This is a genomic window from Flavobacterium artemisiae (assembly GCF_042678225.1).
Lineage (GTDB): Bacteria > Bacteroidota > Bacteroidia > Flavobacteriales > Flavobacteriaceae > Flavobacterium > Flavobacterium artemisiae.
The window spans coordinates 19,131-43,388 of record NZ_JBHUDZ010000013.1; the positions used below are offsets into that span (position 1 = coordinate 19,131).

Genomic DNA, 24,258 nt, shown 5'->3' on the forward strand with positions numbered 1-24,258 from the left:
ACTTAATTCTTTTCAGGATTCTTCATTTTAAGTCTGTAAATGTGTTTTATATCATTTTCAAACCAAGTGAACGAATCATTATAAAACTCAATGAAATCAGATTCACTTACTTGACCTGGAAAAGGAGCGTAATAATGTGTTGGACTTGTACTATCATTTCGCCAAACCAAAACATAACACAATTCTAATTTCGCTGCTTTTAATGTTTTTAATAAAACATCCGTCCACCATTTCGGATTCGGAATTGATTCTAAACCAGTTTCTGTAAAGGCGGCCAGTTTTTTCTTTTGAATAGCCAAATCAGAAAATATTTTGAGCTTTTTTAAACCCGCTTCTAAATCATATTTTCCATCACGTCCAAAATCTGCGTAATCATCCATTCCGAGCAGATCCACATAATTATCCCCTGGATAACGCTCTAAATATTCTTGAGTCGTATTAAATTGATTGTCTGGAGAAAAAGCATAAATAAAGTTGTGAACTCCAAGAGTGTCTTTTAGGTAAGAAACGGTAAACTGCCAAACTGCAATAAAATCTTCGCGAGAAGTATGTGGTTTCCCCCACCAAAACCAACCGCCGTCAAACTCATGAAAAGGTCTGAAAATCATTGGCGAGAGCTTTCCATCTTTTGCTTTTACAGAATGGGCAAAATCTGCAATTGTCTTTAAAATGCCTTTGTATTGTTCGTGATGAGAACCTCCGGGTTTTATTAAAGCCATTGAAGCTGCAGAGATTCCGTCTTTCCAATAAAAACCACCTTCGGAAGCAGGATTATTAAAATGCCACGAAACTGTCGTAATGCCTCCTCTTTCATAAGTTGCAATCACATTTTTGCGTAAAATTTCTTTTGCTTTTTCGACCTGTTCTTTTGATCGTCCAGAAAAATCACTAAAATCAATTCCCACAACTGCAGGATGCGAGCCCGTAACGGATTTCACATCTGATCGATCTGGCTCATTCGACCAGCCATGTCCATATTCTAAAGCATGTTGATGTCCAAAAAGAATATGATTTTTTGAAATTGTTTTTAAATTCTGGTATAAAATTTTGGTTTCTTTTGTGGCTTTTTCGTCAATCTGAGCAAAAAGAAAATGCCCAGCTGATAGAAATACTAGCAACAGGGCATTTGTTTTATTTTTTGATTTCATGGTTTAAATAGTTAGTTTAAACCCGAAATTACTATTTTGAAGAAAGGTATTCTAGTACGTTTTTGTCAATACCTATATTTATTTTATCATACAATTTAATGCAACGGAACAATCTTATTATTTACAATTTTTCCTTTAAAAGAAATTGTATCTCCTGTGCTAAAAGTAAACTCTCTTAAATGGTATCGATAAGCATAAAAATTATTGCAATTATCTGGTATATCTTTTTTGACAAATTTATCCAAATAATAACAATTGATATGCTCGTATGTATTTCTAAAAGAGCAGAATATTTTTACTTTTTCTAAATATTCTTTTTCCTGTTTTAATGTACTTTTAGTATACTGCTTGTAAAAATCATAGTTGTTTAAAAAGAGAAGTTCATCTAAATCTCTATCTGTAGTGAATTCTGCGCCCCACAATCCCGATTTATTTCCTTCAACCATATTATTAGAGAAATTATTAGTCAAAACAATTTCATTTGAATTTAGGATATATTTTTTACCATCAATTTGCAAATTGATATAGGGTCTTTGATATATAGTACTGAATATTGAATATGAACTTGAATATCTTCTTGCTTTACTACTTTTCATACGACCTACTTTATATGAACTCATTACTCCAGAATTCATTAGGCAAACATTTACATTTTTTTTAGAAAATGGAGTTTTAATACTATCAGTATCAAGAACAATAGCTTTTAAAATTGGTAAATTCTCAAATCGAGCTTTCTCAATTTTTCCTTTTTTATTTTCCTCATGTCCATCTTCTAATGCTGCAATTGTAAATTTTACAGTAAAAAACACAAAAAGTATAACAACAACCCAAAAAACAACAAATAAAATGAGCATTATTTTCAATACCATTTTGTTTTTAGCGTTCATATTAAATGCCTGCTAAATAGTCTTTAACGTTTTTGTCAATACGTTGGTCAATATTGTCAATATCTGCTTTTACAAATTTTTCTCCTAAGATATTCTCGTATAATTCGATATATCTTTCAGAAACAGATTCGATGTATTCATCCGTCATATCTGGAATCTGCTGTCCTTCTTGACCTTGAAATCCGTTTTCTATTAACCAGCGGCGAACAAATTCTTTAGATAATTGTTTTTGCTCTTCTCCTTTTGCTTGTCTTTCTGCATATCCGTCAGCATAAAAATAACGAGAAGAATCTGGAGTGTGAATTTCGTCAATTAAAACAATAACACCGTCTTTAGTTTTTCCGAATTCGTATTTTGTATCTACTAAAATCAAGCCGCGAGAAGCTGCAATTTCAGTTCCTCTTTGAAATAGAGCACGAGTATATTTTTCTAAGATCAAATAATCTTCTTCAGAAACGATTCCTTTTGCTAAAATGTCTTCGCGAGAAATATCTTCGTCATGAGAACCATTATCTGCTTTTGTAGTTGGCGTAATAATTGGTTCTGGAAATTTATCATTTTCTTTTAATCCATCAGCCATTGCAACACCGCAGATTTGTTTTCTTCCTGCTGCATATTCACGCGCTGCGTGACCTGATAAATAACCGCGAATTACCATTTCTACTTTAAATGGCTCGCATAAATGTCCAACAGCAACGTTTGGATCTGGTGTAGCAATTAACCAGTTTGGAACAATATCCTCTGTCAATTCCATAAATTTTGTTGCGATCTGATTTAAGATCTGCCCTTTATACGGAATTCCTTTTGGTAAAACTACATCAAAAGCCGAAAGTCTGTCGGTTGCTACCATTACCAATAAATCGTCGTTGATGTTGTAAACTTCTCTAACTTTTCCGCGGTAAACCGATTTCTGATTCGGGAAATTAAAATTTGTAGTTGTAATTGTATTGCTCATTTTGATTTTGTTGTGTTGTTTTTAATGAATGCAAATTTAGATTATTTGTCACGAAAATGAAATTTAATTTATAGTTTTCAGTTGTAGTTTTTCCTAAAACAAAAAAACTTTGTCAAAGCTTTAAACTTTGACAAAGTTCTATTCAGAATAAAAACTGAGAATTTAGAATTATTTCAAAAGCGTTGAATTGAATAAATTCAAAATTCTGCTGTATTCGTCTATCCAAGAGTACGTTTCTTTAAATCCGTGAGATTCTACAGGAAAAGAAGCTAAACTCCAGTTTTTCTTTTCTAATTCGATGAAACGCTGCGACAAACGAACAATATCTTTGTATTCTACGTTATCATCAACCATTCCGTGAAGCATAACTAAATTTCCTTTTAAGTTATCTGCAAAATAAATCGGAGAACTTTTTTTGTACGCTTCTGGATCTGTTTCAGGAAAATTTAAAATATTTCCTGTGTAGCCGTGATTATAGTGCGCCCAATCTGTAACAGAACGTAAAGCCGCACCCGATTTAAACTCTCCAGGGGCCGTTAACATTCCCATTAAAGTAATAAAACCACCGTAAGAACCACCGTAAATACCTACTCTATCTGCATCGATTCCGTATTTCTCAACTAAATATTTTTTCCCGTCTAAATGATCAGAAAGATCTTTTCCTCCCATAAAACGATAAATACCAGTTCTAAAATCTCTTCCGTAACCATCACTTCCTCTATAATCAATATCCAAAACCGTATAACCCAAATCGGTTAACAAGTTATGAAACATATATTCTCTGTGATAATTGCTCCAGAAATTATGAGCATTTTGCAGGTAACCCGCACCGTGCACAAAAATGACAGCTGCTTTATTTGCATTTTCCGTTTTTGGCGTGTATACTCTAGCATTTACAGGAGTTCCGTCTTGTGCTTTAAACGTAATAACTTCTGGCGTTCTCCATTGGTATTTCTTAAAAGCTTCTGTTGTCGAAGATGAAATCTGCTGTAAAGCAGTATTCTTTTTGTTTTCGGCAATATAAAAATCCCAAGGAATGTTTTTATACGAATAACGAACTAATAAAGATTTTTCGTCAGGCGAAAGCACTACTTCATGCGCACCATCTTTGGTTAAAATTGGTTGCAAAATTCCGTCTGCCAGAGACAGTTTGTAGAAATCTCTATTTCCTGGATGTGTAGTATTAGTAGATAAATAGAAAACTTTTTTGTCTTTTGACAACGTTACATCACGAACTTCCCAATTTCCTTTTGTTAATTGTGTTTTCTTTTTGGTTTTAAAATTATAAGTATATAAATGTGAATAACCTGTTGCTTCAGACTGGAAATAAACAGTTTCATTATCTCCTAAAAATTCTATATTTCCTGATGAAAAAGAATACGACGGAATTCCAGGTCCAGCAATCCAAGCTTCGTCATGCTGATGATCAATTTCTTCAAAAGTTCCTTTTTCAAGATTTAAACTTACAATCCAACGGTCTTTATTATCCTGACTTCTGATTGAAACTACTGCAAGTGAACCTGTTTCGTTATAAATCGGTGCCTGAGCAATAATTAGTTTATCTTCTTTAGGTTTGTCTTTTAAATTATCATACAATTTAAAATATTCCGGTGTATCTTGAATATGACTTAAAGTCGAAAAATTCACAAAATAAACAGAATCTTTTATTGCAGAATAAATCGCAAAACGTGTTTTCACAAAGTTGTTTACCGATACTTTTTCTTTAGTATCAGGGCTTTGGTTATAACCATCGCTGGTAATAAAAACTTCCATTTTTTCTTTCTTGCCTTCAGAAGATTCCATTAAAGTAAACGTAACGTAATTTCCGTTCGGGTTTACTCTCAAGCTTCTCAAATCATCTTTTCCGTAAAGATATTCTTTTGCAAAATCAGATTTAACTAACTTATTTTTAGCATCAAACCATTTTTTTCGTGCGTCTTTATCTTTTATAAACTGAAATAATTCTTTTTGCTGTGTGTTTAAAAAAGTTTCTTTTTCTGGTTTAACTTCTTTTTTTACACCTTTACTTAAATTAGTAATCTGCAGAATTGTTCCTTCTTTTGTATTGTATTTAAAAATATTCTGGTTTTGTTCAAAAAATAAATTTTCTGGACTGCTTCCTAATTCTAAATTTGAAACAGAAGTACTTTGCTGAATGATTTTCTTTGTGGTTTTATTACTTATAGAGTACGAATACAAAGCGCCTTTTTCGATATAATAAACTACATCAGAATTGGGTCTTCTCTTAAAATCAAGTTTAGAAAATGCGGCTTCTTTTGGTTCTACAAGCACTGGTTTTGCCTGCCCTTTCTGCCAAGAATAAGTACTTGGTCCGAAATCATCTGTAGGATTCCATTCAAAATAAACCTTTTTGCCGTCTAATGACCAGCGTCCGCTTGTAGGTTGATTTCCAATAAAAGAATCGCCTTTCATTATTTCTTCTAATTTTAAACTCTGGCTGTTAGCCGCTGAAAAAAAAGATAAAAAGGCCAGAAAAAAAATGTTTTTTGTCATGGTAATAGATTTGAAAAACAAAAATACACTTTGAAAATTATTAAAAAAATGTTTTTGCTATTTCATTGCGGAATCCTCCACATATTATTCATTTAACAAAAAAAATCCCTGAAGATAACCTTTAAGGATTGTATTTTATGTAAAAAAATCAAAAAAAGAAATTTAACTAGATGCCAATTCTTTATTCAAGATTTTAGAAGCAATATATTTTGCAACTCCGTCTTCGGCGTTGGTTTTTATAACTTCTAAGTCTGGAAGTTCTTCTTTCAAAATTGCAGGTGCATTTCCCATAATAAGACCTTTTCCTGCTGCTGAAAGCATCTGAACATCATTAAAACCATCACCAAATGCAACTGCTTCTCCCAAGGTAAAACCTTCTCTTTCTAAAACCGTTTCAATCGCAACAGCTTTATCTATAGATTTGTCCATAAATTCAAGACAAGTCGGCAAACTAAAAGCGTGATGTAAATGCTCTGAAGAATTTTCTAAAATGGCATCTTTCAGTTTTACTAATTTTTCGTGATCCTGACATGAAAAGAAAATTTTGATAGCTCCAAAATCTTCTAGATTTTTATAATCAACCAATTCTGGACGGTACTTTAATTCTTCCTGAAAAGAATTCAATCTTTCGTTCCATTTATTGGTCTGCCAAACATTTTCTTTAAATAAAACAACTGTAATTTCTGGATCAATTTCAACATTCAAAGCCACTTTTACGACATCGCTGTCTAAATTAAAAGCAAATAGTTCTTCTTTTTCCGGCGAATGAACTCGCGCTCCGTTTGAGCTTACCAAATAAACCGGAACTTCTAGTTTTTCGATAATCGCCATTGCATCAAGATGATGACGTCCCGTAGCTACAACAAGTAGATATCCTTGATTGTGAAGTTCTTGAAATATAGTTTTTGTATAATCTGAAATTCTGTGTGCTGTGTTTAATAAGGTTCCGTCAAGGTCACTTACAACAACTTTTATATTTTTAAGTTTTGTCATTTTAATATTCAATCATTTGTGATTTAAGCAAATTTAAGGCTTTAAGCTCGGTTAGACAAAGATTCTAAGCATAGAAAGCTAAAAATGAGGCAAGTTTATTATTTATTTAACTATTTCGTTAATTTACAGACCGGCTCTTAATTGTGTTTTATTTTGACGTGGATAAAACCGATTAGCTATCGCTAAGACACGGATTTTAAAGGATTAAAAAATATTTTTAATTGTAATGTTTTCTGATTTTCGGTGTTTTTGCAAATTCAATTCTCAAACTATCTGGACATTTTGAATCTTTTATTTTATAAATCAACGAATCATTTCTAAGATAAAATGTTTCTTTAGTAAATAAACAAAAATCACTTCCTGTATCAGGCTTACAATTAGGAATCGTTACCATTCTTTCTTTATCTTTCCTCTCATAAAAACCACAATCAATAAAAGGAAAAGCCATATAACAAGTATCTATTTTACTGCTGGTTAATTCGATAGAATCTCCTTTTATTTTCCATTTTCCTTTAGAAAATACTCTCCAATCACAACCTGCTGAAGTGTAATTAAATGTACTATCCTTTTTAACAATCAATTCTGATCTCCCTGGAACAATATATTGTGTATCATACCATGTTTTGACAAATTTATTTTCAATTTCAGATTCAGTTTTTTTATTACATGAAATGAATAAGAACAGTATAGCTAAAGTTAAATAGATGGATTTAGATTTCATTTTTTCAGATAATATAAAATTGCCTTTATTTCACTTTCATTTAATTCAAAATTATGTACGTAGGTATTGTTATTGCTCCAATCTTTTAATGCTAAAGCATCTTTATTTTTATTTTTTAAAAGACTGTCTTGTTTTGTAATAAAATTTTTAAGAAACTGATAATTGTATTTGTCACTTTGAATCGCATTTTCTAAATGATTGTCTTTAGCTCCTTTATTTGCATGACAGCCATAGCAGTTCTTTTCAAAATATTTTTTTCCGATATTTTCCAATACAATTTCTTTTTTCTGTAAATCCAATTTCTCATAGAATTTATTTTCTTCTATTTTTTTGTCTTTACAAGAAACGAGAAAAATCAAAACTAAAGAACTGAGAATTTTTACTGCCATTTTATACATCTAAAAAAAATATTCGTGTTGTACATTTCAGAAAAACGTACAACACGAATATTAATAATGTTAAAACACAATTCAAGATTTAGATTTAACATTTGACTAAAATTAAAATTAATCGTGATTTTCAATCTGTTTATAAGCGTCGATTACCTTTTTAACCAATCTGTGACGTACGATATCTTTATCATCCAGATAAATAATTCCGATTCCGTCAATGTCTTTCAGCACTAAAATCGCTTCTTTAAGACCAGAAATTGTTCTTCTTGGCAAATCGACCTGACCAGGGTCACCTGTAATCATAAATTTGGCGTTTTTTCCCATACGGGTTAAAAACATTTTCATCTGCGAATGCGTGGTGTTTTGCGCTTCATCTAAGATTACAAAAGCATTATCAAGTGTACGTCCGCGCATAAACGCTAAAGGCGCGATCTGAATAATTCCTTTTAAAATATAATCTTCAAGTTTTTCGTTCGGAAGCATATCACGCAATGCATCATAAAGCGGCTGCATATACGGATCGAGTTTTTCTTTCATATCTCCCGGAAGAAACCCGAGATTTTCGCCAGCTTCTACAGCAGGACGTGTTAGGATTATTCTTTTTACTTCTTTATCCTTCAGCATTTTTACCGCCATAGCAACGCCAGTGTAGGTTTTTCCAGTTCCAGCCGGACCAATTGCAAAGACCATATCATTTTTTTTGATCGTATCAACCAGCAATTGCTGATTGGGTGTCATTGCTTTAATGATCTTTCCTCCGACACCATGAACTAAGATTTTGTCATGATCGTAACCTCTTTTCTCCTCTTGACCGTCGCTCATAATTACACGCTCGATTACATTATCATCTATATTATTGTAACGTGTAAAGTGAAGCATTAATCTTTGAAATCTTTTTTCGAATTCGTCTAAAACCTCTTTTTCGCCAAATGCTTTTAAAGTTGTCCCTCGTGCTACGATTTTAAGCTTCGGGTAATACTTTTTAATAATTTCTAAATGGCTGTCCTGCGCGCCCCAAAACTCCTTTGGTGCAATATCTACTAGCTCGATTATTCTTTCGTTCAAATGAAGTAGTTTTTAAATTAAATAATTCAGTTATTATTTTTAGAGTTGTCGGGTTCTAATTTAAGCTGTAATAATCAGTTTTTAAATGTTCTGTTTTTTCTAAATGAATATAACTGAATACTTAATACGGAAAACTGATACTAATTTTACAAATTGTCTTTTCTTTCTTTCAATTTGTCTTTACTATTACTAGCTTTGCATTTCTCAAATTTAATGAAAATTAGATTCAAATACTATCAATAGTTATAAACAAAATGATGTCAATAATTACTCTTACTACAGACTACGGACTCAAAGATTACTTTGTGGGCGCGTTGAAGGGTAAAATTCTTTCTGAAAATCCAGAGGTTCAGATTATTGACATTTCTCATGACATTGATCCCTTTAATACGGCCGAAGCCAGTTACATTATTGGAGCTTCTTATTTAAGTTTTCCAAAAGGAACCGTGCATTTAATTGGTGTCGATATCGAGCGCAATAAAGAGAATCAGCACATCGCTATGCAGTGGAACGATCACTACTTTATCTGTGCCGATAACGGAATCCTTAGCATGCTGACGCAAAAAATCGTGCCGCAGAAAATTGTTGCCATAAATATTCACGATCGTTTTCCGATTGAATATACCGATTTAGATATTTTTATTCAAGTAGCATCACATCTTTCAAAAGGCGGTTTATTAAATGTTATCGGAAAAGAAATTCCAGCCCTAAAAGAAGTTACAGAACTACAAGCTGTTGTTGCCGGCGATGGAAATTCGTTAAAAGGATATGTAATTTATATTGATCATTTTGGCAATATTGTGACTAATATTTCGAAACAACAATTTCTCGAAGCAGCAAAAGGCCGTCCGTATGAAATTGTCATGAAACCTAAAAGCATTAAAACAATTCTCCCAAATTACTCGGCTATTGCAACTTCAGACAAATATCCGATAAAAACTTACGAAGGCGAAAAACTGGCTATTTTTAATGAAGCAGGCTTTCTTGAAATTGCAATTTTTAGAAGCAATCCATCAAAAGTGGGTTCTGCAAATAGTTTATTAGGATTGAATTATCGTGATGTGATTACGATTAAGTTTTCTTAAAATTAATTCTCTCGCAGATTTTGCTGATTGAGCAGATAATCTATTTGTTTCAATTAAAATAGATAAAAATTTCATTACATCATAAAACATAGCCCGTGATTTCAACCACGGGGACGCATTGTGAAATACATTATTTATATACGTGATAAAATATTGCGTGATGTGCATTGTGTTCCAGCGGTTAAAACCGCGGGCTATATTTGAAATACAATACGAAATCGAAATTATAAAAATAGGGGTATTTATAATATTTCAATTTTTATTTAAAACAACAATCAAATTTGGTATTTTTGCGCACCTGTAAGACTTTTAGACAATTCAAAAATCTAAAATCTGCAATCTAAAATCTAAAATTACCAACATGTTCGTTAGAATAGTAAAAATGAGTTTTCATGAAGAAAAAATTCCTGATTTTCTGGAAAATTTTGAATCGGTGAAAGATAAAATACGGAATGCTGAAGGAAATCGTTTTTTAGAATTGTATCAGGATAAAAATAACAAATGCATCTTTTTCACTTACAGTTATTGGGAAACGGAAGCAGATTTGGAAAATTATAGAAATTCTGAACTTTTTAATACCGTTTGGGATTTTACAAAGAAATTATTCAATGCTAAACCTGAGGCTTGGAGTCTGGATAAAGTGGTTAGCTTAAATTAAACCGATTTAACCGCAAAGAACGCAAGTTTATTTTCAAAGAAGCTTTATAAAAACGCTAAGTTCGCAAAGCTTTGAGAAAAACTTTGCGAACATTGCGTAAAACTTTGCGTTCTTTGCGGTTAGAAAAAAAATTGAAACAAAAACAAAACAAATGAAATCAATCATTTTAAGAGAAATAAAATCCTTCTTTGGCTCGCCAATCGGCTATTTGGTCATTGCGATTTTCCTTATTATCAACGGACTATTTTTATGGGTTTTTAAAGGAGATTACAATATTCTTGATACTGGTTACGCTGATTTAACTCCATTTTTCACTTTGGCACCTTGGATTTTAATTTTCCTGATTCCGGCCGTAACGATGAGAAGTTTCTCTGACGAAAAAAAACAAGGAACTTTAGAATTATTATTAACCAAACCGTTATCAATCTGGCAGATTGTAAACGGAAAATTCTTTGGTTCGTTTTTGCTAATAATTCTAGCGATCATTCCAACCTTGATTTATGTAAAAGTAATTTCTGATTTAGGTTCGCCAGAAGGCAATATCGACATGGGAAGTACAATTGGTTCTTATTTCGGATTATTGTTTTTAATCGCTTCCTATTCAGCAATCGGAATCTTTACTTCTACCCTTTCAGAAAATCAGATCGTGGCATTTATTATTGCTGTTTTCTTGTGCTTTTTCTTTTATTTTGGATTTGAAGGAATCGCTTCTTTAATTCCAGGATCGGGAAGTTTTATATCGGTTTTAGGAATGCAGAATCATTTTAAAAGTATGAGCCGAGGTGTAATTGATACCCGCGATGTTGTTTATTTTCTGAGCATAGCAATTGCATTTTTATCATTTACTGTTTATCAATTAAAATCTTTTAAAGCCTAATGAAAGCATCTACTCAGCAAAATATCAAAACATTAGGAATTACCATTTTCATTTTAATTGTTTTAAATGTACTTGGAACGTTGTTTTTTCATCGTTTTGATTTAACAAAAGACAAGCGTTATACGTTATCTCAAACAACATTACAAATTGTTAAACAAGTTAAAAATCCGCTTTCTATAAAAATTTATATGGATGGTGAACTTCCTGCGGATTTTAAACGTTTACAACAAGAAACCAAGCAGTTATTAGAAGAATTTCAAGCTTATAATAAAAATATAGTTTTTGAATTTGTTGATCCGTTAGAAAATGAAGAAGAAAGCGAAGATTTAACCAAATCACTTTTCCAAAAAGGATTAACACCAATAAATATAACCGTTGACGACAAAGGAAAACAATCTCAAGAAATGGTTTTTCCTTGGGCTGTTGCAGTTTACAATAATAAAGAAGTAAATATTCCTTTGTTGAAAAACAGAATGGGCGCTTCTACTACTCAAAAAGTAATAGGTTCTATTCAGCATTTAGAATATTCTATTGCTGATGCTATCAATAAAATTAGCAAAAGCAAGCAAAAGAAAGTCGCGATTATAAAAGGTAACGGAGAATTAAACGAAATTCATATCGCAAAAATGCTGATGCAGATTCGTGAAAGCTACTACATCGGACCTTTTACTTTGGATTCTGTTGCAAAAGATCCGAACGGAACTTTGAATGCGCTTAAAAAATATGATTTAGCTATAATTTCTAAACCGACTCAAAATTTCTCTGATGAAGAAAAAGAAGTTCTGGATCAGTTTATTATGAATGGCGGTAAAACGCTTTGGCTAATCGATCAGGTTGCTGCCGATATGGATAGCTTGTACAATGATGCTGGAGCTACATTAGCCTATCCGAGAGATTTGAATCTAAACGATATGTTCTTCAAATACGGTTTCAGAATTAATCCAGATTTGATAAAAGATGAATACGGAAGCCCAATAAAATTGGCAACTGGCGAACAAGGAAGCGCAACCCAATATCAGGAATTTAAATGGAAATTTGCTCCAGAAGTTTATCCAACAAGCCAGCATCCTATTGTAAAAAATCTAGGTGGAATTAAATTTGATTTTGCCAGCCCAATTGATACTTTAAAAAACGGAATCAAAAAAACAGTATTATTACAATCTTCTCAATATTCAAAAACAATCGGAACACCTTCTGAAATCAATTTGAATATGGTTACAGAAAAAACTACACCGCAGGATTATTTAAATAAAGGAAATATTCCGCTTGCAATATTATTAGAAGGTTCTTTCCATTCTGCTTTTGAAAATAGAGTTTTGCCTTTTAAAGACAATTCGTTTACAGCATCAGGAAAACCAAACAAAATGATTGTAATTGCTGATGGAGATTTAGCAAGAAACCAATTGGACAAAAATGGTATGCCAGTTGAATTAGGATACGATCAAAGAACAGGAAATCTTTACGACAATAAAGACTTTATGATGAACTGCATCAATTATCTACTTGATGATACCGGACTTATTAACATTAGAAGCAAAGATGTAGAACTGCCATTATTGGACAAAGAAAAAGTTTATGAAAGCTATACGATGACACAATTCATAACTATCGGAGTTCCAATTCTAATTTTAGCAATTTTTGGCCTGGCATTTACTTTTGTAAGAAAAAGAAAATACAGTAAATAGATGTTAATAAAAAAATGTCGTATTTTAAATAGTTTAAGATATATTTGTAATCGGTATATTTAGTCGCATTAATGACTAAGATATCTATCAAAAAATAAAAGAAAACAGATGAAATTTATAGTATCGAGTTCGTACTTATTAAAACAATTACAAGTTTTAGGTAGTGTAATCAACAGTAACAATACGTTGCCTATTTTAGACAACTTTTTATTTGAACTAAACAATAATGAGTTGACAGTTTCCGCTTCAGATCTTGAAACGACGATGTCTGCTACATTATCAATCGATTCTACAAGTAAAGGAAGCGTTGCTGTACCAGCAAAACTTTTGCTTGAAATTTTAAAAACATTCCCAGAACAGCCTTTAACTTTTACAGTAGAAGACAACAATACTGTTGAGATCAGCTCAAATTCTGGAAAATATGCATTGGCTTATGCTGCTGGAGAAGAATTTCCAAAAGCGGTAAGTTTAGAAGATCCATCTGTAACTTTAGTACCTGCAGAGGTTTTAGCAACTGCAGTAAGTAAAACAATCTTCGCTGCAGGAAACGATGATTTACGTCCGGTAATGTCTGGAGTATTCTTCCAGTTTTCACCAGAAGGATTAATCTTCGTTGCTACAGACGCTCATAAATTGGTAAAATATGCCCGTACAGATGTAAAAGCATCTCAAGTTGCTGATTTTATCATGCCTAAAAAACCTTTAAACATTTTAAAAAGTATTTTAGGAAGTTCTGATGCAGAAGTAAAAATTGAATACAACGATTCAAATGCGACTTTCTCATTTGACAATTATATCTTAATGTGTCGTTTAATCGACGGAAAATACCCTAATTACGAAGCGGTAATTCCAAAAGAGAATCCAAATAAATTAATGATCGATCGTTCTTTATTCTTAAGTTCTGTTCGTCGTGTTGCTATTTTCTCTAACAAAACTACACACCAGATTCGTTTGAAAATCGCTGGAGCAGAATTAAACGTTTCTGCAGAAGATATCGATTACTCAAACAAAGCAGAAGAAAGATTGACTTGTGATTATCAAGGTGACGATCTTCAAATTGGTTTCAACTCTCGTTTCTTAACAGAGATGCTGACTAACTTACAATCTGACATGATTATGCTTGAAATGTCATTACCTAACAGAGCGGGAATTTTGACTCCTGTTGATGGTTTAGAAGAAGGAGAAACTGTTACAATGTTGGTAATGCCTGTAATGTTAAATAGTTAACATTAAAGTTTCTTTCTGTTACAGGGATATTTTTTAGTTTCGAATTAAAGATATATCATTGTAAAAAAAAGATATCGCTATTAACCAACCATTTTTTATACCTAGAAACCGCAATTCTTTAGTTAAGAGTTGCGGTTTTTTATTTTGTTTCAGGTTTCAGGTTTGAAGTTTCAGGTTGATATGCTTTGTGCTTTTTTAACCGCAAAGTTCGCAAAGGTCGCAAAGTTTTTTTTCATCAAACCTTTGCGACCTTTGCGTTTTTAGAAGTAATTAAAAGTAAAATTCCTTGCGAACTTTGCGGTTAAAATAAACACAAGCCAAGAACTTCAAACCTGAAACCTGAAACAAAACAAACAAAATCCTTAACTTTGTAAAATGAAAATAGAAATTTGGTCGGACATCATGTGTCCGTTTTGTTATATTGGAAAAAGACAATTGGAAAGTGCATTAGCATCATTTCCAGATAGTGATTTTGAAATTGAATGGAAAAGCTTTCAGCTTGATCCAACAATCACTTCACAGCCAGATCAGGATGTTTATACGTTTCTGGCAGAAAGAAAAGGAATGTCGATTGAACAATCTAAAGAAATGCACAAAGGCGTTGCAGAACGAGCGAAAAGCGTTGGTTTAGATTATAATTTTGACAAAGCAGTTATATCAAACTCCTTAAATGCTCATAGAATTATTCAGCTGGCAAAAACTAAGAATCTTGGCGATCAGATGGAGGAAATATTCTTTAAAGCCTATTTTACAGATGGCGAGGATCTAAACAACGGATTAACTCTTATAAAACTTGGCATCGATGCCGGTTTGGCTGAAAATGAAATTAGAGAAGTTTTAGAAAGCGATAATTTATTTATTAAAGAAGTAGAATCAGATATTAAAGAAGCGGGAGAAATTGGTGTCCAAGGAGTTCCGTTTTTTGTATTTGATCGCAAATATGCCGTTTCGGGTGCACAGCCGGTAGAAGCTTTTGTAAAAACTATTGAAGCCGTTTTGAAATAAATTATCATATTCTTGAAGAAATCAGAATACAAACATGAAAATTATATAAAACCTTTCTTTTAAAATATAAATCAAGTTGGTTTATTTTTGATATTTTTAAGTTAAGCACTTTAGTATTAAGTTTAATAACCAACTTCCTATACGTTTTTAAACTAAAAGCGTGCTGTTTACGATTAAACAGCACGCTTCCATTTTTTAGTTTACTTAGTTACTAAAAATAATTAATGTCCGGCTCTGCCTTTAGAATCCGTAGATTTTGCATTACCATTTTTTCCTCTAGAATCAGTTGTTGATTTTTGAGTTTTTCCAGAATCTTTCATTCCAGATTTCGAATCTTTTCTTGAAGTTTCCATAATATTTAATTTTTTGAAATTAATATCTACAAATTTGCAAAATACAACTTCATGTATTTTACAGAATTAAATTTGATTTTTACAGAATGAAAACCGACCTGGAAATGAATCATGTAAGATTAAAATCAAATCCTATAAAATTTTCAATCATCTAATTATCAAATTTGTATATCGATAGAAACTAAATTTTTACTAATTTAAAAATATCCGTTATGAAAACAAGTGCCAATAATTTAGACAGCAGAAAATTTGATTCATATCAATTAAGTAAACCTGATCATATTGATACTGCTCATGAAAATGAAGCAATGGATGAAGAGTTTACATCTGGACAAAATCAAGAAACTAACCACAAACAATATTGTGATTCTGAAGATTCTTATGAACTTATAGAAAGCGGTTTAAATTATGCCGAAGACAATACTCCGTTTTCAACTTACGATGAAACAAATCCTTACGACAGTTTTAATCTAGACCACGAAGATGAAAAATACAACTGTCCTCCTTACAATAATTTTGAATAAATAAAAAACTATATGTCGCCAAAAAATGATCAGGAAATTATGAATGAATATCTTTCTAACGAAAGGACATTATTGGCATGGCTTCGTACTGGTATCGGAATTATGGTTTTTGGATTTGTAGCTGTAAAGTTTTCGTTGTTTTTAAAACAGCTTCCTGCAAAATATCTAGCAGAAACGGTTGCTCCCAACAGTAACTTTACTATTTATTTAGGAATCGGGTTATTAATTGCAGGTGCCTTAACAATTCTGCTATCGTATTTACGCTATAAAAAAACGGTACAATTACTGCAAAAGGGAAAATACCAATATTCAACCGCAATGCTGACATTTATTACAATGATGCTATTTGTTTTAAGCATTTCGCTTATCGCTTATTTAATTATTGCTGCAAGCGCATAATTTCAAATTTCAAAGAATGATTACTCCATTATTAGCCTTTAACGACAAAGGAATATACTGCCAGCAGGCCAATGTATATTTAGATCCGTGGCGTCCTGTTGACAACGCTATAATTACACATGGACATGCAGATCATTCGCGCTGGGGGCATAAAAATTACATTACACATCATACAAACGTTCCCATAATTAAACATCGTTTGGGCGAAATAAATGTTACCGGAAAAGACTGGAACGAAACTTTCACCATAAATGGCGTAAAATTCTCTCTGCATCCTGCCGGGCACATAATTGGTTCTGCACAAATTAGGGTTGAATACAAAGGCGAAATTTGGGTTTTTACAGGCGATTACAAAACGGAAGATGACGGAATTTCTGTTCCGTACGAAGTTGTTAAGTGTCATTCTTTTATAACAGAATGTACTTTCGGACTTCCTGCTTTTAATTGGGAAGCCCAGACTGACGTGATGACGGAAATTAATAATTGGTGGGTTGAGAATCGTGCAGAAGGAAAAACTTCTATTCTTTTCGGGTATTCGCTAGGAAAAGCACAGCGATTACTGAAAAACCTAGATCCAAATATTGGAAAAATATATACGCACGGAGCTATAGAAAATATGACTGAAGTAGTTCGTCCTCTAATTCAGTTACCGCCGACAATTCGCATTACTCCCGAAACCAAAAAAGAAGATTTACTCGGAAATATCGTCATCGCCCCGCCTAGTGCTCACGGAACTACGTGGATTAGAAGAATGACTCCATATGTAACCGCTTCAGCAAGCGGCTGGATGGCTTTTCGAGGAGCAAGACGCCGACGTGCCGTAGATAAAGGTTTTGTTTTAAGCGACCATTGCGATTGGACAGGACTTCTAGAAAGTATAAAAGCAACAGGTTCAGAAAGAGTAATCTGCACACACGGTTATTCGGATGTTTTTTCGAAATACCTTCGTGAACTTGGTTACGACGCCAGAACTGCGCATACTCAATATGACGGAGAAACGAATGATGAAGATAATTAGAATGAAATTACAATTTTAAAATTCCAAATTCCAACGAAATATTAATTGTAACAAATTATAAACCAATAAAGCATGAAAAACTTTGCCGAACTTATAAAAACGCTTGACAGTTCTAATAAAACTTCGGTAAAGGTTGATGCTTTGACTAATTATTTTTTGAAGGCAAGTGATGAAGATAAAGTCTGGACGATCGCAATACTTTCGCATCGACGTCCTCCTCGTCCTGTTAACACTACTTTACTGCGATTATGGGCCAATGAACTAGCTCATATTCCGCTTTGGCTTTTTGAAGAAAGTTATCATATCGTCGGCGATTTGGCCGAAACAATTGCTTTGGTTATTCCTACCACAAAAGAGCATTCTGACAAAAGTCTGACCGAATATCTACAAGAAATTATTGCGCTCAAAAAGAAAACAGATTCTGAAAAGAAAGAATATTTGCAAAGTAATTGGCTAGCTCTAAACTATTATGAAAGATTCGTTTTCACAAAGTTAATTACAGGCAGTTTCAGAATAGGTTTAAGTCAAAAATTAATGACGCGCGCACTTTCAAAAGCACAAAATGTTGATGAAGATACTTTAGCTTATAAATTAATGGGCGATTGGAATCCGAATACAATTACGTTTCAGGAATTGATTTTGGATGAAAAAAGCAGCGATTATTTATCAAAACCATATCCCTTTTATCTGGCTTATCCAATTGAAGGAGAAATTGAAAATTTAGGAAATCCTGAAGATTGGAGCGCCGAACATAAATGGGACGGAATTCGATCACAAACAATCATTCGTGAAAACGAAATTTATGTATGGAGTCGCGGCGAAGAATTGGTAACGGATAAATATCCCGAATTTGGTTGTTTTATTGGTGTAATTCCAAATGGAACGGTAATCGATGGCGAGATTCTTCCTTTCATAAAAAATGAAATAGGAACTTTTAATGATTTGCAAACCAGAATTGGACGCAAAAATGTTTCGGCTTCGGTTTTAAAAAATACTCCCGTAATTATAAAAGCATACGATTTATTAGAATGGCAGGGAAAAGATATTCGAAACCTTCCGTATGAAGAACGCCGGAATTTATTAGAAGATTTATTCGAAAAAATAAAAGATAAAAATATTCCGTTGCTGCTTTCAGAAAGAGTCAAATTTTCTTCTTGGGAAGAATTGACAGCAGAAAGACTTCAATCCCGCGAAATGCGAAGCGAAGGTTTAATGTTGAAGAAAAAAGATTCGCCCTATCTTGTTGGAAGAAAAAAAGGCGATTGGTGGAAATGGAAAATCGAGCCCTTAACAATTGATGCAGTCCTCACCTACGCCATGCGGGGACACGGACGTCGCTCTAACCTTTTTACCGATTATACTTTTGCCCTGTGGCATGAAAACGATAATAAGGAACGTGAACTCGTCACTTTCGCGAAAGCGTATTCTGGATTAACTGATGCTGAATTTAGAATGGTCGATGATTTCATTAAAAAAAATACTTTAGAACGATTTGGTCCTGTAAGAAGTGTAACGCCAAAGTTGGTTTTTGAAATTGGTTTTGAAGGAATTTCACTTTCTAAAAGACATAAAAGCGGTGTTGCAACACGTTTTCCAAGAATTTTAAGATGGAGACATGATAAGAAAATTGAAGAAGCTAATTCTATTGAGGATCTAAAGAATATGATTGTTTAAGATTATTTTAAACACATAGGAACATAGTCTTTTTTGCGTTTAAAAAAAGGCGTTTCACTTTGTTTTAATGCACATAGTTGCCGTTTGTGATTTCTCTTTTCAACTTAAATCACACAAGAAACTATACAAAGATTGGCGAAATACTTTACGGAGCTACTTGCGAAGATTTCTCCCTGCGGTCGAAATGACAAACTTGAAGAGTAACTTAGTTAAAAAAATAAAACTTTGCGCTTCAGCGACTTTGCGAGACTAATTCAGTATGCAGATAAAAATTAGTTAAATTAGTACAATTCGTGGCAATAAAAACGTTGCGCCTTTGCACCTTCACAGCAAAAAAATAAAAAAATGAATAGAGAAGAACTTTTTACCATAGCGAATAATTGGTTTGAAAATCAGGGATGGAAACCTTTTCCGTTTCAGACTCAGACTTGGACTGCTTTTCTGCAAGGTAAAAACGGGCTTCTAAATGCACCAACTGGAAGCGGAAAAACATACGCTTTATGGCTGCCTATTATTTTGAATTACATCAAAGAAAATCCGAACTATAAAACCAAATACACTACAGGTTTAAAAGCCGTTTGGATTACGCCTCTTCGCTCACTTTCTGTCGAAATAAAACAAGCAGCAGAACGAGTTATAAATGATTTGGATATTCCAATGACGGTTGGAATTCGTTCTGGAGACACTTCAGCGGCAGAAAGAGCGAAACAAAAAGGAAAAATGCCCGATTTGTTGATTACAACGCCAGAAAGCTTACAACTGCTTTTGGCAGCAAAAGGTTATGACAAAATCTTTAAAAATTGCAGTTCTATAGTAATTGACGAATGGCACGAATTACTCGGTACAAAACGCGGTGTTCAAGTCGAATTGGCATTATCGAGATTAAAAACTATTGCCAAAAATATTCGCATTTGGGGAATTTCGGCTACGATTGGAAATCTACAGCAAGCACAAGAAGTTTTACTAGGAGTTGATTCTGAAGCTTACAACAACTCTGTTTTAATTAAAGCCGTCATCAATAAAAAAATAAAAGTGGTTTCTGTTCTTCCAGAGAAAATGGATAGTTATCCTTGGCGCGGGCATATGGGACTGCATTTAATTGATGAAGCTGCAAAAATCGTAAAAGCCAGTAAAACCACTTTAATTTTTACTAATGTGCGTTCGGCTTGTGAAATTTGGTACCAACGCTTATTAGAAAAATATCCTGAATTTGCGGGAGAAATGGCGATGCATCACGGAAGTATTGACCGTGATACGAGACTTTGGGTAGAAAATGCCATTCGCAACGAAGAATTAAAAGTAGTTGTCTGCACTTCGAGCTTAGATCTTGGGGTTGACTTTGCTCCTGTCGAGTCGATAATTCAGGTTGGCGGTCCAAAAGGAGTTGCACGTTTTATGCAGCGCGCCGGACGAAGCGGCCATCAACCTGGAAAAGAAAGCGTGATTTATTTTCTCGCCACTCATGCAATCGAATTAATTGAAGCCTCTGCCTTAAAAAAAGCAGTTGAAAACAGCGTTATAGAAGATCGTGTTCCATATTTAAACAGCTGGGATGTTTTGGTGCAATACCTCAATACTTTGGCAGTTTCTGACGGTTTTTTTCCTGATGAAATTTTTAAAGAAATACAGGGAACATTTAGTTATCAAACTATTACAAAAGAAAACTGGAACTGGATTTTAAATTTTATTACTAACGGAAGTCAAAGTCTTCAGGCATACGATGAATTTAAAAAGGTAGAAATTGACGAAAATGGGTGTTATAAAATCAATAGTCGAATGATTGCGATGCATCATCGAATGCAGATTGGAACTATTGTTGGTGATGCTGTTATGAATGTCAAATTTATAAGCGGCGGTTATATCGGAACTATTGAAGAATGGTTTATTTCTAAACTGAAACCTGGCGACACTTTCATTTTTGCCGGAAAAAAACTCGAACTTTTTACCATTCGAAACATGCAGGTTTTGGTCAAAAAAGCCAGTCCAAAAAAAGAATCTAAAATTGCCAGCTGGATGGGCGGTCGTCTGGCATTATCATCACAAATGAGCGAATTACTTCGTCAGGAATTGTATCGTGCTAATACTGATGATCTTTCGCCAGAATTAAAAGCTTTAAAACCTTTGTTTCAAAGACAACGCAAAGAATCGATTGTTCCAAAGGCAGATGAATTCCTGATTGAAACTTTTAAAACCAGAGAAGGATATCATGCTATTTTTTATCCTTTTGAAGGACGTTTTGTTCACGAAGCTTTGGCAAGTTTATTAGCATACCGAATTAGTTTAATTCAATCGATTAGTTTTTCGTTGGCTTATAATGATTACGGATTTGAATTACTTTCGGATCAGGAAATTGATATTCAGGGAATGCTGGATAATAACTTATTTTCGACTGAATATGTGCACCACGATTTGCAGAAAAGTCTGAATTCAACCGAAATGGCAAGACGAAAATTTAGAGATATTGCGGTAATTGCCGGTTTGGTTTTTACAGGTTTTCCTGGAAAAATGGTCAAGACAAAACACTTACAAAGCGGTTCGCAATTGTTATTTGAAGTTTTTCGTGATTTTGAGCCCGACAATTTGCTTTTGCATCAAGCGTATCGAGAAACCTTTGAACATCAATTAGAAGAAGGACGTTTAATATTGGCTTTAGAACGAATTGAAAAACAAGAAATTGTCTGGAAAAAATGCTTAAAACCAACACCATTTAGTTTTCCAATTATAACCGATCGATTAAGAGAAAAACTTTCCAGCGAAACATTAGCCGAAAGAATTCAGAAAATGACGGCTTCTTACATGAAATAAAATCTATGAAAATTCAAATACAAAACGAAACTTTTATACTTCACCCAAGCGGCGCATTATTTTGGGAGAGCAAGAATCTCATCATAATTTCGGATGTGCATTTGGGGAAAGTTTCTCATTTTAGAAAACATGGCATTGCGATTCCGTCAAATGCTATTGCCGAAAATTTCAAAAGAATCACAACTGTTTTGGAGCAATTTAATCCGCAGAAAATCATCTTTTTGGGAGATTTATTTCACAGCACGAAAAATACAGAATGGGAATTGTTTGAAGAATGGATTTTAGATACCAAATACGAAACAATTCTGGTTGCCGGAAATCATGATATTATAGACCGAACACATTATTATGATTTAGGAATTTTAGTCGTTGATTTTTTAGAAATAGATCATTTTTTGTTGACCCATCATCCAGAAGAAAAAGAAAACTTTTTTAATTTTTCGGGTCACGTTCATCCTGGAATTGTACTTCGCGGACTCGGATTGCAAACCTTAAAATTGCGTTGTTTTTTTCACAAACCCAATCAATTGATATTGCCTGCGTTTGGAGAATTTACTGGTAATTATATTTTAAAACCCAATCAAGAAGATCTGGTTTATGCTATAGCTGGAAACGAAGTTGTGTGTATAGAGAAAGATTCTAAATCTAAGATTTAATATTAAAGTATTCATTAAACAAAAAAGCGTAAAAAACTGATTTTACGCTTTTTAAATTATTCCGATAAATAAATGTAATCTTAATTTTAGAACCTCAAAAGTTTTAAAACTTCTTATATTCTACTCCATTTTTATCAGCGTATGGAAGCAGTAAGTCCATCACTTTTGTATATTTTTTATCGAGTTCAATTCCTTTAGTATCATCAAGATTTCTGGCGGCAGCATCTACTTCTTCATTGCTTTTTCCATCATCAATCATTTTGGCGATGATCATAAAATCTTTGCTTTGAATCTGGTCTGCATATTCAAATAAATCGATTCCCGATTTTACAATTTCTTCGGCATCTCGATCTGGATTTAAATCTTTAATTCTTTCAATATCTTTTTTAAAGGTATTCGCGTAAGCAAAATTTACAACTTCAACACAAGTTGCTTTTCGCATTGATTTTCCATCTTCAGACGGCAATTGCAAAGTTCCGTTTGCTTTTTGCTGACGAAATTCTTTAAACACCCTTTCAAAACTAGAAGGAATTTTATTGGCATTTAAACCAACTTGCTGAAAAATTTCGTTCGGCGTATTTTTTATAAATTTACAGGACGAAATCAAAATGAATAAAAGCAAAAATGTAATTATTTTGGTCTTCATATCTCTGGTTGGTTTATTTGGTTTGAATTGACTCGATTAATTTATCAATTTTCATCAATATAAATTGTTCATAAGCCTCTTTTTTTACATCACTTTTCCTGCCTGATGTAAAATTCTCACTTATCCTGTAATTTTTAACAAACTGACTCTTATCTGCGCCCAAAGCGTAATACCAGCTTCCCATTTCTGAAGAGACGAAAATCACGGCTTCGCTAAGTTTCAAAATCTTTCTTTTAGAAAAAAACAAACTGCTTTTATAGACCGCATTCTCTTTTTTATCAAAAGTATATCGAATCTTAGAACCTATTTTGAGATCGTATAGACTGTGTAAGACAAAATATACTAACACTATAAAAATTACCCAAAATCCAGTTCTATCAATATATTTTTCAAATAGAAACAACCCAGCTCCGCACACCATTATGCCCGCTAAAAACCATCTAGACAATTGTAAAGATGGCTTTTTGGGGCAAAACGAAAAGGCATTTAGAGTTTCTTCAATACTATATCTTTCTTGAATGTTCATTTTGGCTTATAATTTCATTGATTTCATTAATTAAAATCTGCAATGATCTTGTTGAAAAACTCTGTGCAATTCCGGTGCATTTTTCTTTATTATCTTTCATATAATAAAGATTTAAAGAAACATTTGTAGTTATAAAATTGTGTCTGATTTTGACCAGTTCAAAATTTAAAAAATCGGTAAACGGAATTTGAATGGGCTTATTTATCAGACCATTTTTAATATTAAATTCCTGTTTATCAATGTCAATATTAAAAATTTGCTGCCATATCGAAATAAAACATAAAATGGTCAGAATACCAAAAATCCAAATCATTGCTGCGTTTTTGTACCAAATGCCGCCGACAGTAAAAGCGGCCATTGCGAGTACAATAATTAATCCGAAACCGTATTGTCTTTTCATTACAAAAAGATTTCCTTCTCTAGTAAATTTCTTGAATTCAGACAT

24 protein-coding genes are annotated in these 24,258 nt (G+C 33.1%); 12 read left to right on the forward strand and 12 right to left on the reverse strand.

The annotated features are described in order from the left end of the window. Positions 1–2: 2 nt before the first annotated feature. The 8 genes from ACFSC2_RS16320 to ACFSC2_RS16355 all read right to left on the reverse strand — a co-directional run bounded on the left by ACFSC2_RS16320 (position 3) and on the right by ACFSC2_RS16355 (position 8,675). Positions 3–1,148 carry a glycoside hydrolase family 26 protein gene (locus tag ACFSC2_RS16320; protein ID WP_379817766.1) on the reverse strand — a complete coding sequence of 382 codons (1,146 nt, stop codon included), beginning with the start codon at positions 1,146–1,148 and terminating at the stop codon, positions 3–5. Positions 1,149–1,243: 95 nt separating this feature from the next. After that, positions 1,244–2,002, reverse strand: a complete 759-nt coding sequence (locus ACFSC2_RS16325) for a hypothetical protein (protein ID WP_379817768.1) — start codon at positions 2,000–2,002, stop codon at positions 1,244–1,246. Positions 2,003–2,036: 34 nt separating this feature from the next. Next, positions 2,037–2,990 carry a phosphoribosylaminoimidazolesuccinocarboxamide synthase gene (locus ACFSC2_RS16330; protein ID WP_379817770.1) on the reverse strand — a complete coding sequence of 318 codons (954 nt, stop codon included), beginning with the start codon at positions 2,988–2,990 and terminating at the stop codon, positions 2,037–2,039. Positions 2,991–3,158: 168 nt separating this feature from the next. Then, complete coding sequence (locus tag ACFSC2_RS16335; RefSeq protein WP_379817772.1) at positions 3,159–5,504, reverse strand: S9 family peptidase; 2,346 nt, start codon at positions 5,502–5,504, stop codon at positions 3,159–3,161. A 162-nt stretch (positions 5,505–5,666) separates the two neighbouring features. Then, positions 5,667–6,497 (reverse strand): Cof-type HAD-IIB family hydrolase, encoded by an 831-nt coding sequence (locus ACFSC2_RS16340; RefSeq protein ID WP_379817774.1) that lies wholly within the window; start codon positions 6,495–6,497, stop codon positions 5,667–5,669. Between the two features lie 217 nt (positions 6,498–6,714). Then, positions 6,715–7,218, reverse strand: coding sequence for a hypothetical protein (locus tag ACFSC2_RS16345; protein ID WP_379817776.1), 504 nt, complete (start codon positions 7,216–7,218; stop codon positions 6,715–6,717). Then, the gene (locus ACFSC2_RS16350; protein WP_379817778.1) at positions 7,215–7,607 is read right to left on the reverse strand and encodes a c-type cytochrome; all 393 of its coding nucleotides are present in this window, start codon (positions 7,605–7,607) and stop codon (positions 7,215–7,217) included. The genes ACFSC2_RS16345 and ACFSC2_RS16350 overlap by 4 nt, the downstream gene beginning before the upstream one ends. Before the next feature lie 117 nt (positions 7,608–7,724). Continuing rightward, positions 7,725–8,675 (reverse strand): PhoH family protein, encoded by a 951-nt coding sequence (locus ACFSC2_RS16355; RefSeq protein WP_194141447.1) that lies wholly within the window; start codon positions 8,673–8,675, stop codon positions 7,725–7,727. 257 nt (positions 8,676–8,932) lie between these two features. On the opposite strand from ACFSC2_RS16355, the gene ACFSC2_RS16360 reads away from it, so the two are divergent. The 6 genes from ACFSC2_RS16360 to ACFSC2_RS16385 all read left to right on the forward strand — a co-directional run bounded on the left by ACFSC2_RS16360 (position 8,933) and on the right by ACFSC2_RS16385 (position 15,212). Then, positions 8,933–9,760: an SAM hydrolase/SAM-dependent halogenase family protein gene (locus ACFSC2_RS16360; RefSeq protein ID WP_379817825.1), complete on the forward strand. Its 828-nt coding sequence runs from the start codon at positions 8,933–8,935 to the stop codon at positions 9,758–9,760. Positions 9,761–10,121: 361 nt separating this feature from the next. Then, positions 10,122–10,418 (forward strand): putative quinol monooxygenase, encoded by a 297-nt coding sequence (locus ACFSC2_RS16365; RefSeq protein ID WP_379817780.1) that lies wholly within the window; start codon positions 10,122–10,124, stop codon positions 10,416–10,418. A 151-nt stretch (positions 10,419–10,569) separates the two neighbouring features. Then, positions 10,570–11,295 carry a gliding motility-associated ABC transporter permease subunit GldF gene (gene gldF, locus ACFSC2_RS16370; protein ID WP_379817782.1) on the forward strand — a complete coding sequence of 242 codons (726 nt, stop codon included), beginning with the start codon at positions 10,570–10,572 and terminating at the stop codon, positions 11,293–11,295. Then, positions 11,295–12,980 carry a gliding motility-associated ABC transporter substrate-binding protein GldG gene (gene gldG, locus ACFSC2_RS16375; protein ID WP_379817784.1) on the forward strand — a complete coding sequence of 562 codons (1,686 nt, stop codon included), beginning with the start codon at positions 11,295–11,297 and terminating at the stop codon, positions 12,978–12,980. The genes gldF and gldG overlap by 1 nt, the downstream gene beginning before the upstream one ends. 108 nt (positions 12,981–13,088) lie before the next feature. After that, positions 13,089–14,207, forward strand: coding sequence for a DNA polymerase III subunit beta (dnaN, locus tag ACFSC2_RS16380; protein ID WP_111283020.1), 1,119 nt, complete (start codon positions 13,089–13,091; stop codon positions 14,205–14,207). Between the two features lie 375 nt (positions 14,208–14,582). Then, positions 14,583–15,212, forward strand: a complete 630-nt coding sequence (locus ACFSC2_RS16385) for a DsbA family oxidoreductase (RefSeq protein ID WP_379817786.1) — start codon at positions 14,583–14,585, stop codon at positions 15,210–15,212. A gap of 221 nt (positions 15,213–15,433) precedes the next feature. Here ACFSC2_RS16385 and ACFSC2_RS16390 read toward each other — a convergent pair whose 3' ends face one another. Continuing rightward, on the reverse strand, positions 15,434–15,565 hold the full coding sequence (locus ACFSC2_RS16390; RefSeq protein WP_379817788.1) for a hypothetical protein: 132 nt from the start codon (positions 15,563–15,565) through the stop codon (positions 15,434–15,436). Between the two features lie 212 nt (positions 15,566–15,777). Here ACFSC2_RS16390 and ACFSC2_RS16395 point away from each other — a divergent pair, with 212 nt between their 5' ends. From ACFSC2_RS16395 to pdeM, 6 genes are all read left to right on the forward strand, one after another. After that, positions 15,778–16,089: a hypothetical protein gene (locus ACFSC2_RS16395; protein ID WP_379817790.1), complete on the forward strand. Its 312-nt coding sequence runs from the start codon at positions 15,778–15,780 to the stop codon at positions 16,087–16,089. A gap of 12 nt (positions 16,090–16,101) precedes the next feature. Further along, a complete protein-coding gene (locus tag ACFSC2_RS16400; protein ID WP_379817792.1) occupies positions 16,102–16,488 on the forward strand; it encodes a YidH family protein in 387 nt (128 codons plus the stop codon). A gap of 16 nt (positions 16,489–16,504) precedes the next feature. Then, positions 16,505–17,506, forward strand: coding sequence for a ligase-associated DNA damage response exonuclease (locus ACFSC2_RS16405; RefSeq protein WP_379817794.1), 1,002 nt, complete (start codon positions 16,505–16,507; stop codon positions 17,504–17,506). Positions 17,507–17,578: 72 nt separating this feature from the next. Further along, a complete protein-coding gene (locus ACFSC2_RS16410) occupies positions 17,579–19,180 on the forward strand; it encodes an ATP-dependent DNA ligase (RefSeq protein WP_379817796.1) in 1,602 nt (533 codons plus the stop codon). 345 nt (positions 19,181–19,525) lie between these two features. After that, on the forward strand, positions 19,526–21,985 hold the full coding sequence (locus ACFSC2_RS16415; protein ID WP_379817798.1) for a ligase-associated DNA damage response DEXH box helicase: 2,460 nt from the start codon (positions 19,526–19,528) through the stop codon (positions 21,983–21,985). A gap of 5 nt (positions 21,986–21,990) precedes the next feature. Further along, complete coding sequence (gene pdeM, locus ACFSC2_RS16420; RefSeq protein WP_379817800.1) at positions 21,991–22,641, forward strand: ligase-associated DNA damage response endonuclease PdeM; 651 nt, start codon at positions 21,991–21,993, stop codon at positions 22,639–22,641. A gap of 103 nt (positions 22,642–22,744) precedes the next feature. Here the strand turns inward: pdeM and ACFSC2_RS16425 are convergent, their stop codons facing one another. The 3 genes from ACFSC2_RS16425 to ACFSC2_RS16435 are packed head-to-tail and all read right to left on the reverse strand — an operon-like array spanning position 22,745 to position 24,258. Then, the gene (locus tag ACFSC2_RS16425) at positions 22,745–23,287 is read right to left on the reverse strand and encodes a hypothetical protein (protein ID WP_379817802.1); all 543 of its coding nucleotides are present in this window, start codon (positions 23,285–23,287) and stop codon (positions 22,745–22,747) included. A 13-nt stretch (positions 23,288–23,300) separates the two neighbouring features. Further along, the gene (locus ACFSC2_RS16430; protein WP_379817804.1) at positions 23,301–23,813 is read right to left on the reverse strand and encodes a hypothetical protein; all 513 of its coding nucleotides are present in this window, start codon (positions 23,811–23,813) and stop codon (positions 23,301–23,303) included. Further along, a complete protein-coding gene (locus tag ACFSC2_RS16435; protein ID WP_379817805.1) occupies positions 23,791–24,258 on the reverse strand; it encodes a hypothetical protein in 468 nt (155 codons plus the stop codon). Before ACFSC2_RS16435 ends, ACFSC2_RS16430 begins: the two co-directional genes overlap by 23 nt.

What these genes read in the sequence shown, in the direction of transcription:
- ACFSC2_RS16320 (WP_379817766.1), bottom strand. Translation starts at nt 1,148, where the DNA reads ATGAAATCAAAAAATAAAACAAATGCCCTGTTGCTAGTATTTCTATCA.
- ACFSC2_RS16325 (WP_379817768.1), bottom strand. Translation starts at nt 2,002, where the DNA reads ATGCTCATTTTATTTGTTGTTTTTTGGGTTGTTGTTATACTTTTTGTG.
- ACFSC2_RS16330 (WP_379817770.1), bottom strand. Translation starts at nt 2,990, where the DNA reads ATGAGCAATACAATTACAACTACAAATTTTAATTTCCCGAATCAGAAA.
- ACFSC2_RS16335 (WP_379817772.1), bottom strand. Translation starts at nt 5,504, where the DNA reads ATGACAAAAAACATTTTTTTTCTGGCCTTTTTATCTTTTTTTTCAGCG.
- ACFSC2_RS16340 (WP_379817774.1), bottom strand. Translation starts at nt 6,497, where the DNA reads ATGACAAAACTTAAAAATATAAAAGTTGTTGTAAGTGACCTTGACGGA.
- ACFSC2_RS16345 (WP_379817776.1), bottom strand. Translation starts at nt 7,218, where the DNA reads ATGAAATCTAAATCCATCTATTTAACTTTAGCTATACTGTTCTTATTC.
- ACFSC2_RS16350 (WP_379817778.1), bottom strand. Translation starts at nt 7,607, where the DNA reads ATGGCAGTAAAAATTCTCAGTTCTTTAGTTTTGATTTTTCTCGTTTCT.
- ACFSC2_RS16360 (WP_379817825.1), top strand. Translation starts at nt 8,933, where the DNA reads ATGTCAATAATTACTCTTACTACAGACTACGGACTCAAAGATTACTTT.
- ACFSC2_RS16365 (WP_379817780.1), top strand. Translation starts at nt 10,122, where the DNA reads ATGTTCGTTAGAATAGTAAAAATGAGTTTTCATGAAGAAAAAATTCCT.
- gldF (WP_379817782.1), top strand. Translation starts at nt 10,570, where the DNA reads ATGAAATCAATCATTTTAAGAGAAATAAAATCCTTCTTTGGCTCGCCA.
- gldG (WP_379817784.1), top strand. Translation starts at nt 11,295, where the DNA reads ATGAAAGCATCTACTCAGCAAAATATCAAAACATTAGGAATTACCATT.
- dnaN (WP_111283020.1), top strand. Translation starts at nt 13,089, where the DNA reads ATGAAATTTATAGTATCGAGTTCGTACTTATTAAAACAATTACAAGTT.
- ACFSC2_RS16385 (WP_379817786.1), top strand. Translation starts at nt 14,583, where the DNA reads ATGAAAATAGAAATTTGGTCGGACATCATGTGTCCGTTTTGTTATATT.
- ACFSC2_RS16390 (WP_379817788.1), bottom strand. Translation starts at nt 15,565, where the DNA reads ATGGAAACTTCAAGAAAAGATTCGAAATCTGGAATGAAAGATTCTGGA.
- ACFSC2_RS16395 (WP_379817790.1), top strand. Translation starts at nt 15,778, where the DNA reads ATGAAAACAAGTGCCAATAATTTAGACAGCAGAAAATTTGATTCATAT.
- ACFSC2_RS16400 (WP_379817792.1), top strand. Translation starts at nt 16,102, where the DNA reads ATGTCGCCAAAAAATGATCAGGAAATTATGAATGAATATCTTTCTAAC.
- ACFSC2_RS16405 (WP_379817794.1), top strand. Translation starts at nt 16,505, where the DNA reads ATGATTACTCCATTATTAGCCTTTAACGACAAAGGAATATACTGCCAG.
- ACFSC2_RS16410 (WP_379817796.1), top strand. Translation starts at nt 17,579, where the DNA reads ATGAAAAACTTTGCCGAACTTATAAAAACGCTTGACAGTTCTAATAAA.
- ACFSC2_RS16415 (WP_379817798.1), top strand. Translation starts at nt 19,526, where the DNA reads ATGAATAGAGAAGAACTTTTTACCATAGCGAATAATTGGTTTGAAAAT.
- pdeM (WP_379817800.1), top strand. Translation starts at nt 21,991, where the DNA reads ATGAAAATTCAAATACAAAACGAAACTTTTATACTTCACCCAAGCGGC.
- ACFSC2_RS16425 (WP_379817802.1), bottom strand. Translation starts at nt 23,287, where the DNA reads ATGAAGACCAAAATAATTACATTTTTGCTTTTATTCATTTTGATTTCG.
- ACFSC2_RS16430 (WP_379817804.1), bottom strand. Translation starts at nt 23,813, where the DNA reads ATGAACATTCAAGAAAGATATAGTATTGAAGAAACTCTAAATGCCTTT.
- ACFSC2_RS16435 (WP_379817805.1), bottom strand. Translation starts at nt 24,258, where the DNA reads ATGTCTGAATTCAAGAAATTTACTAGAGAAGGAAATCTTTTTGTAATG.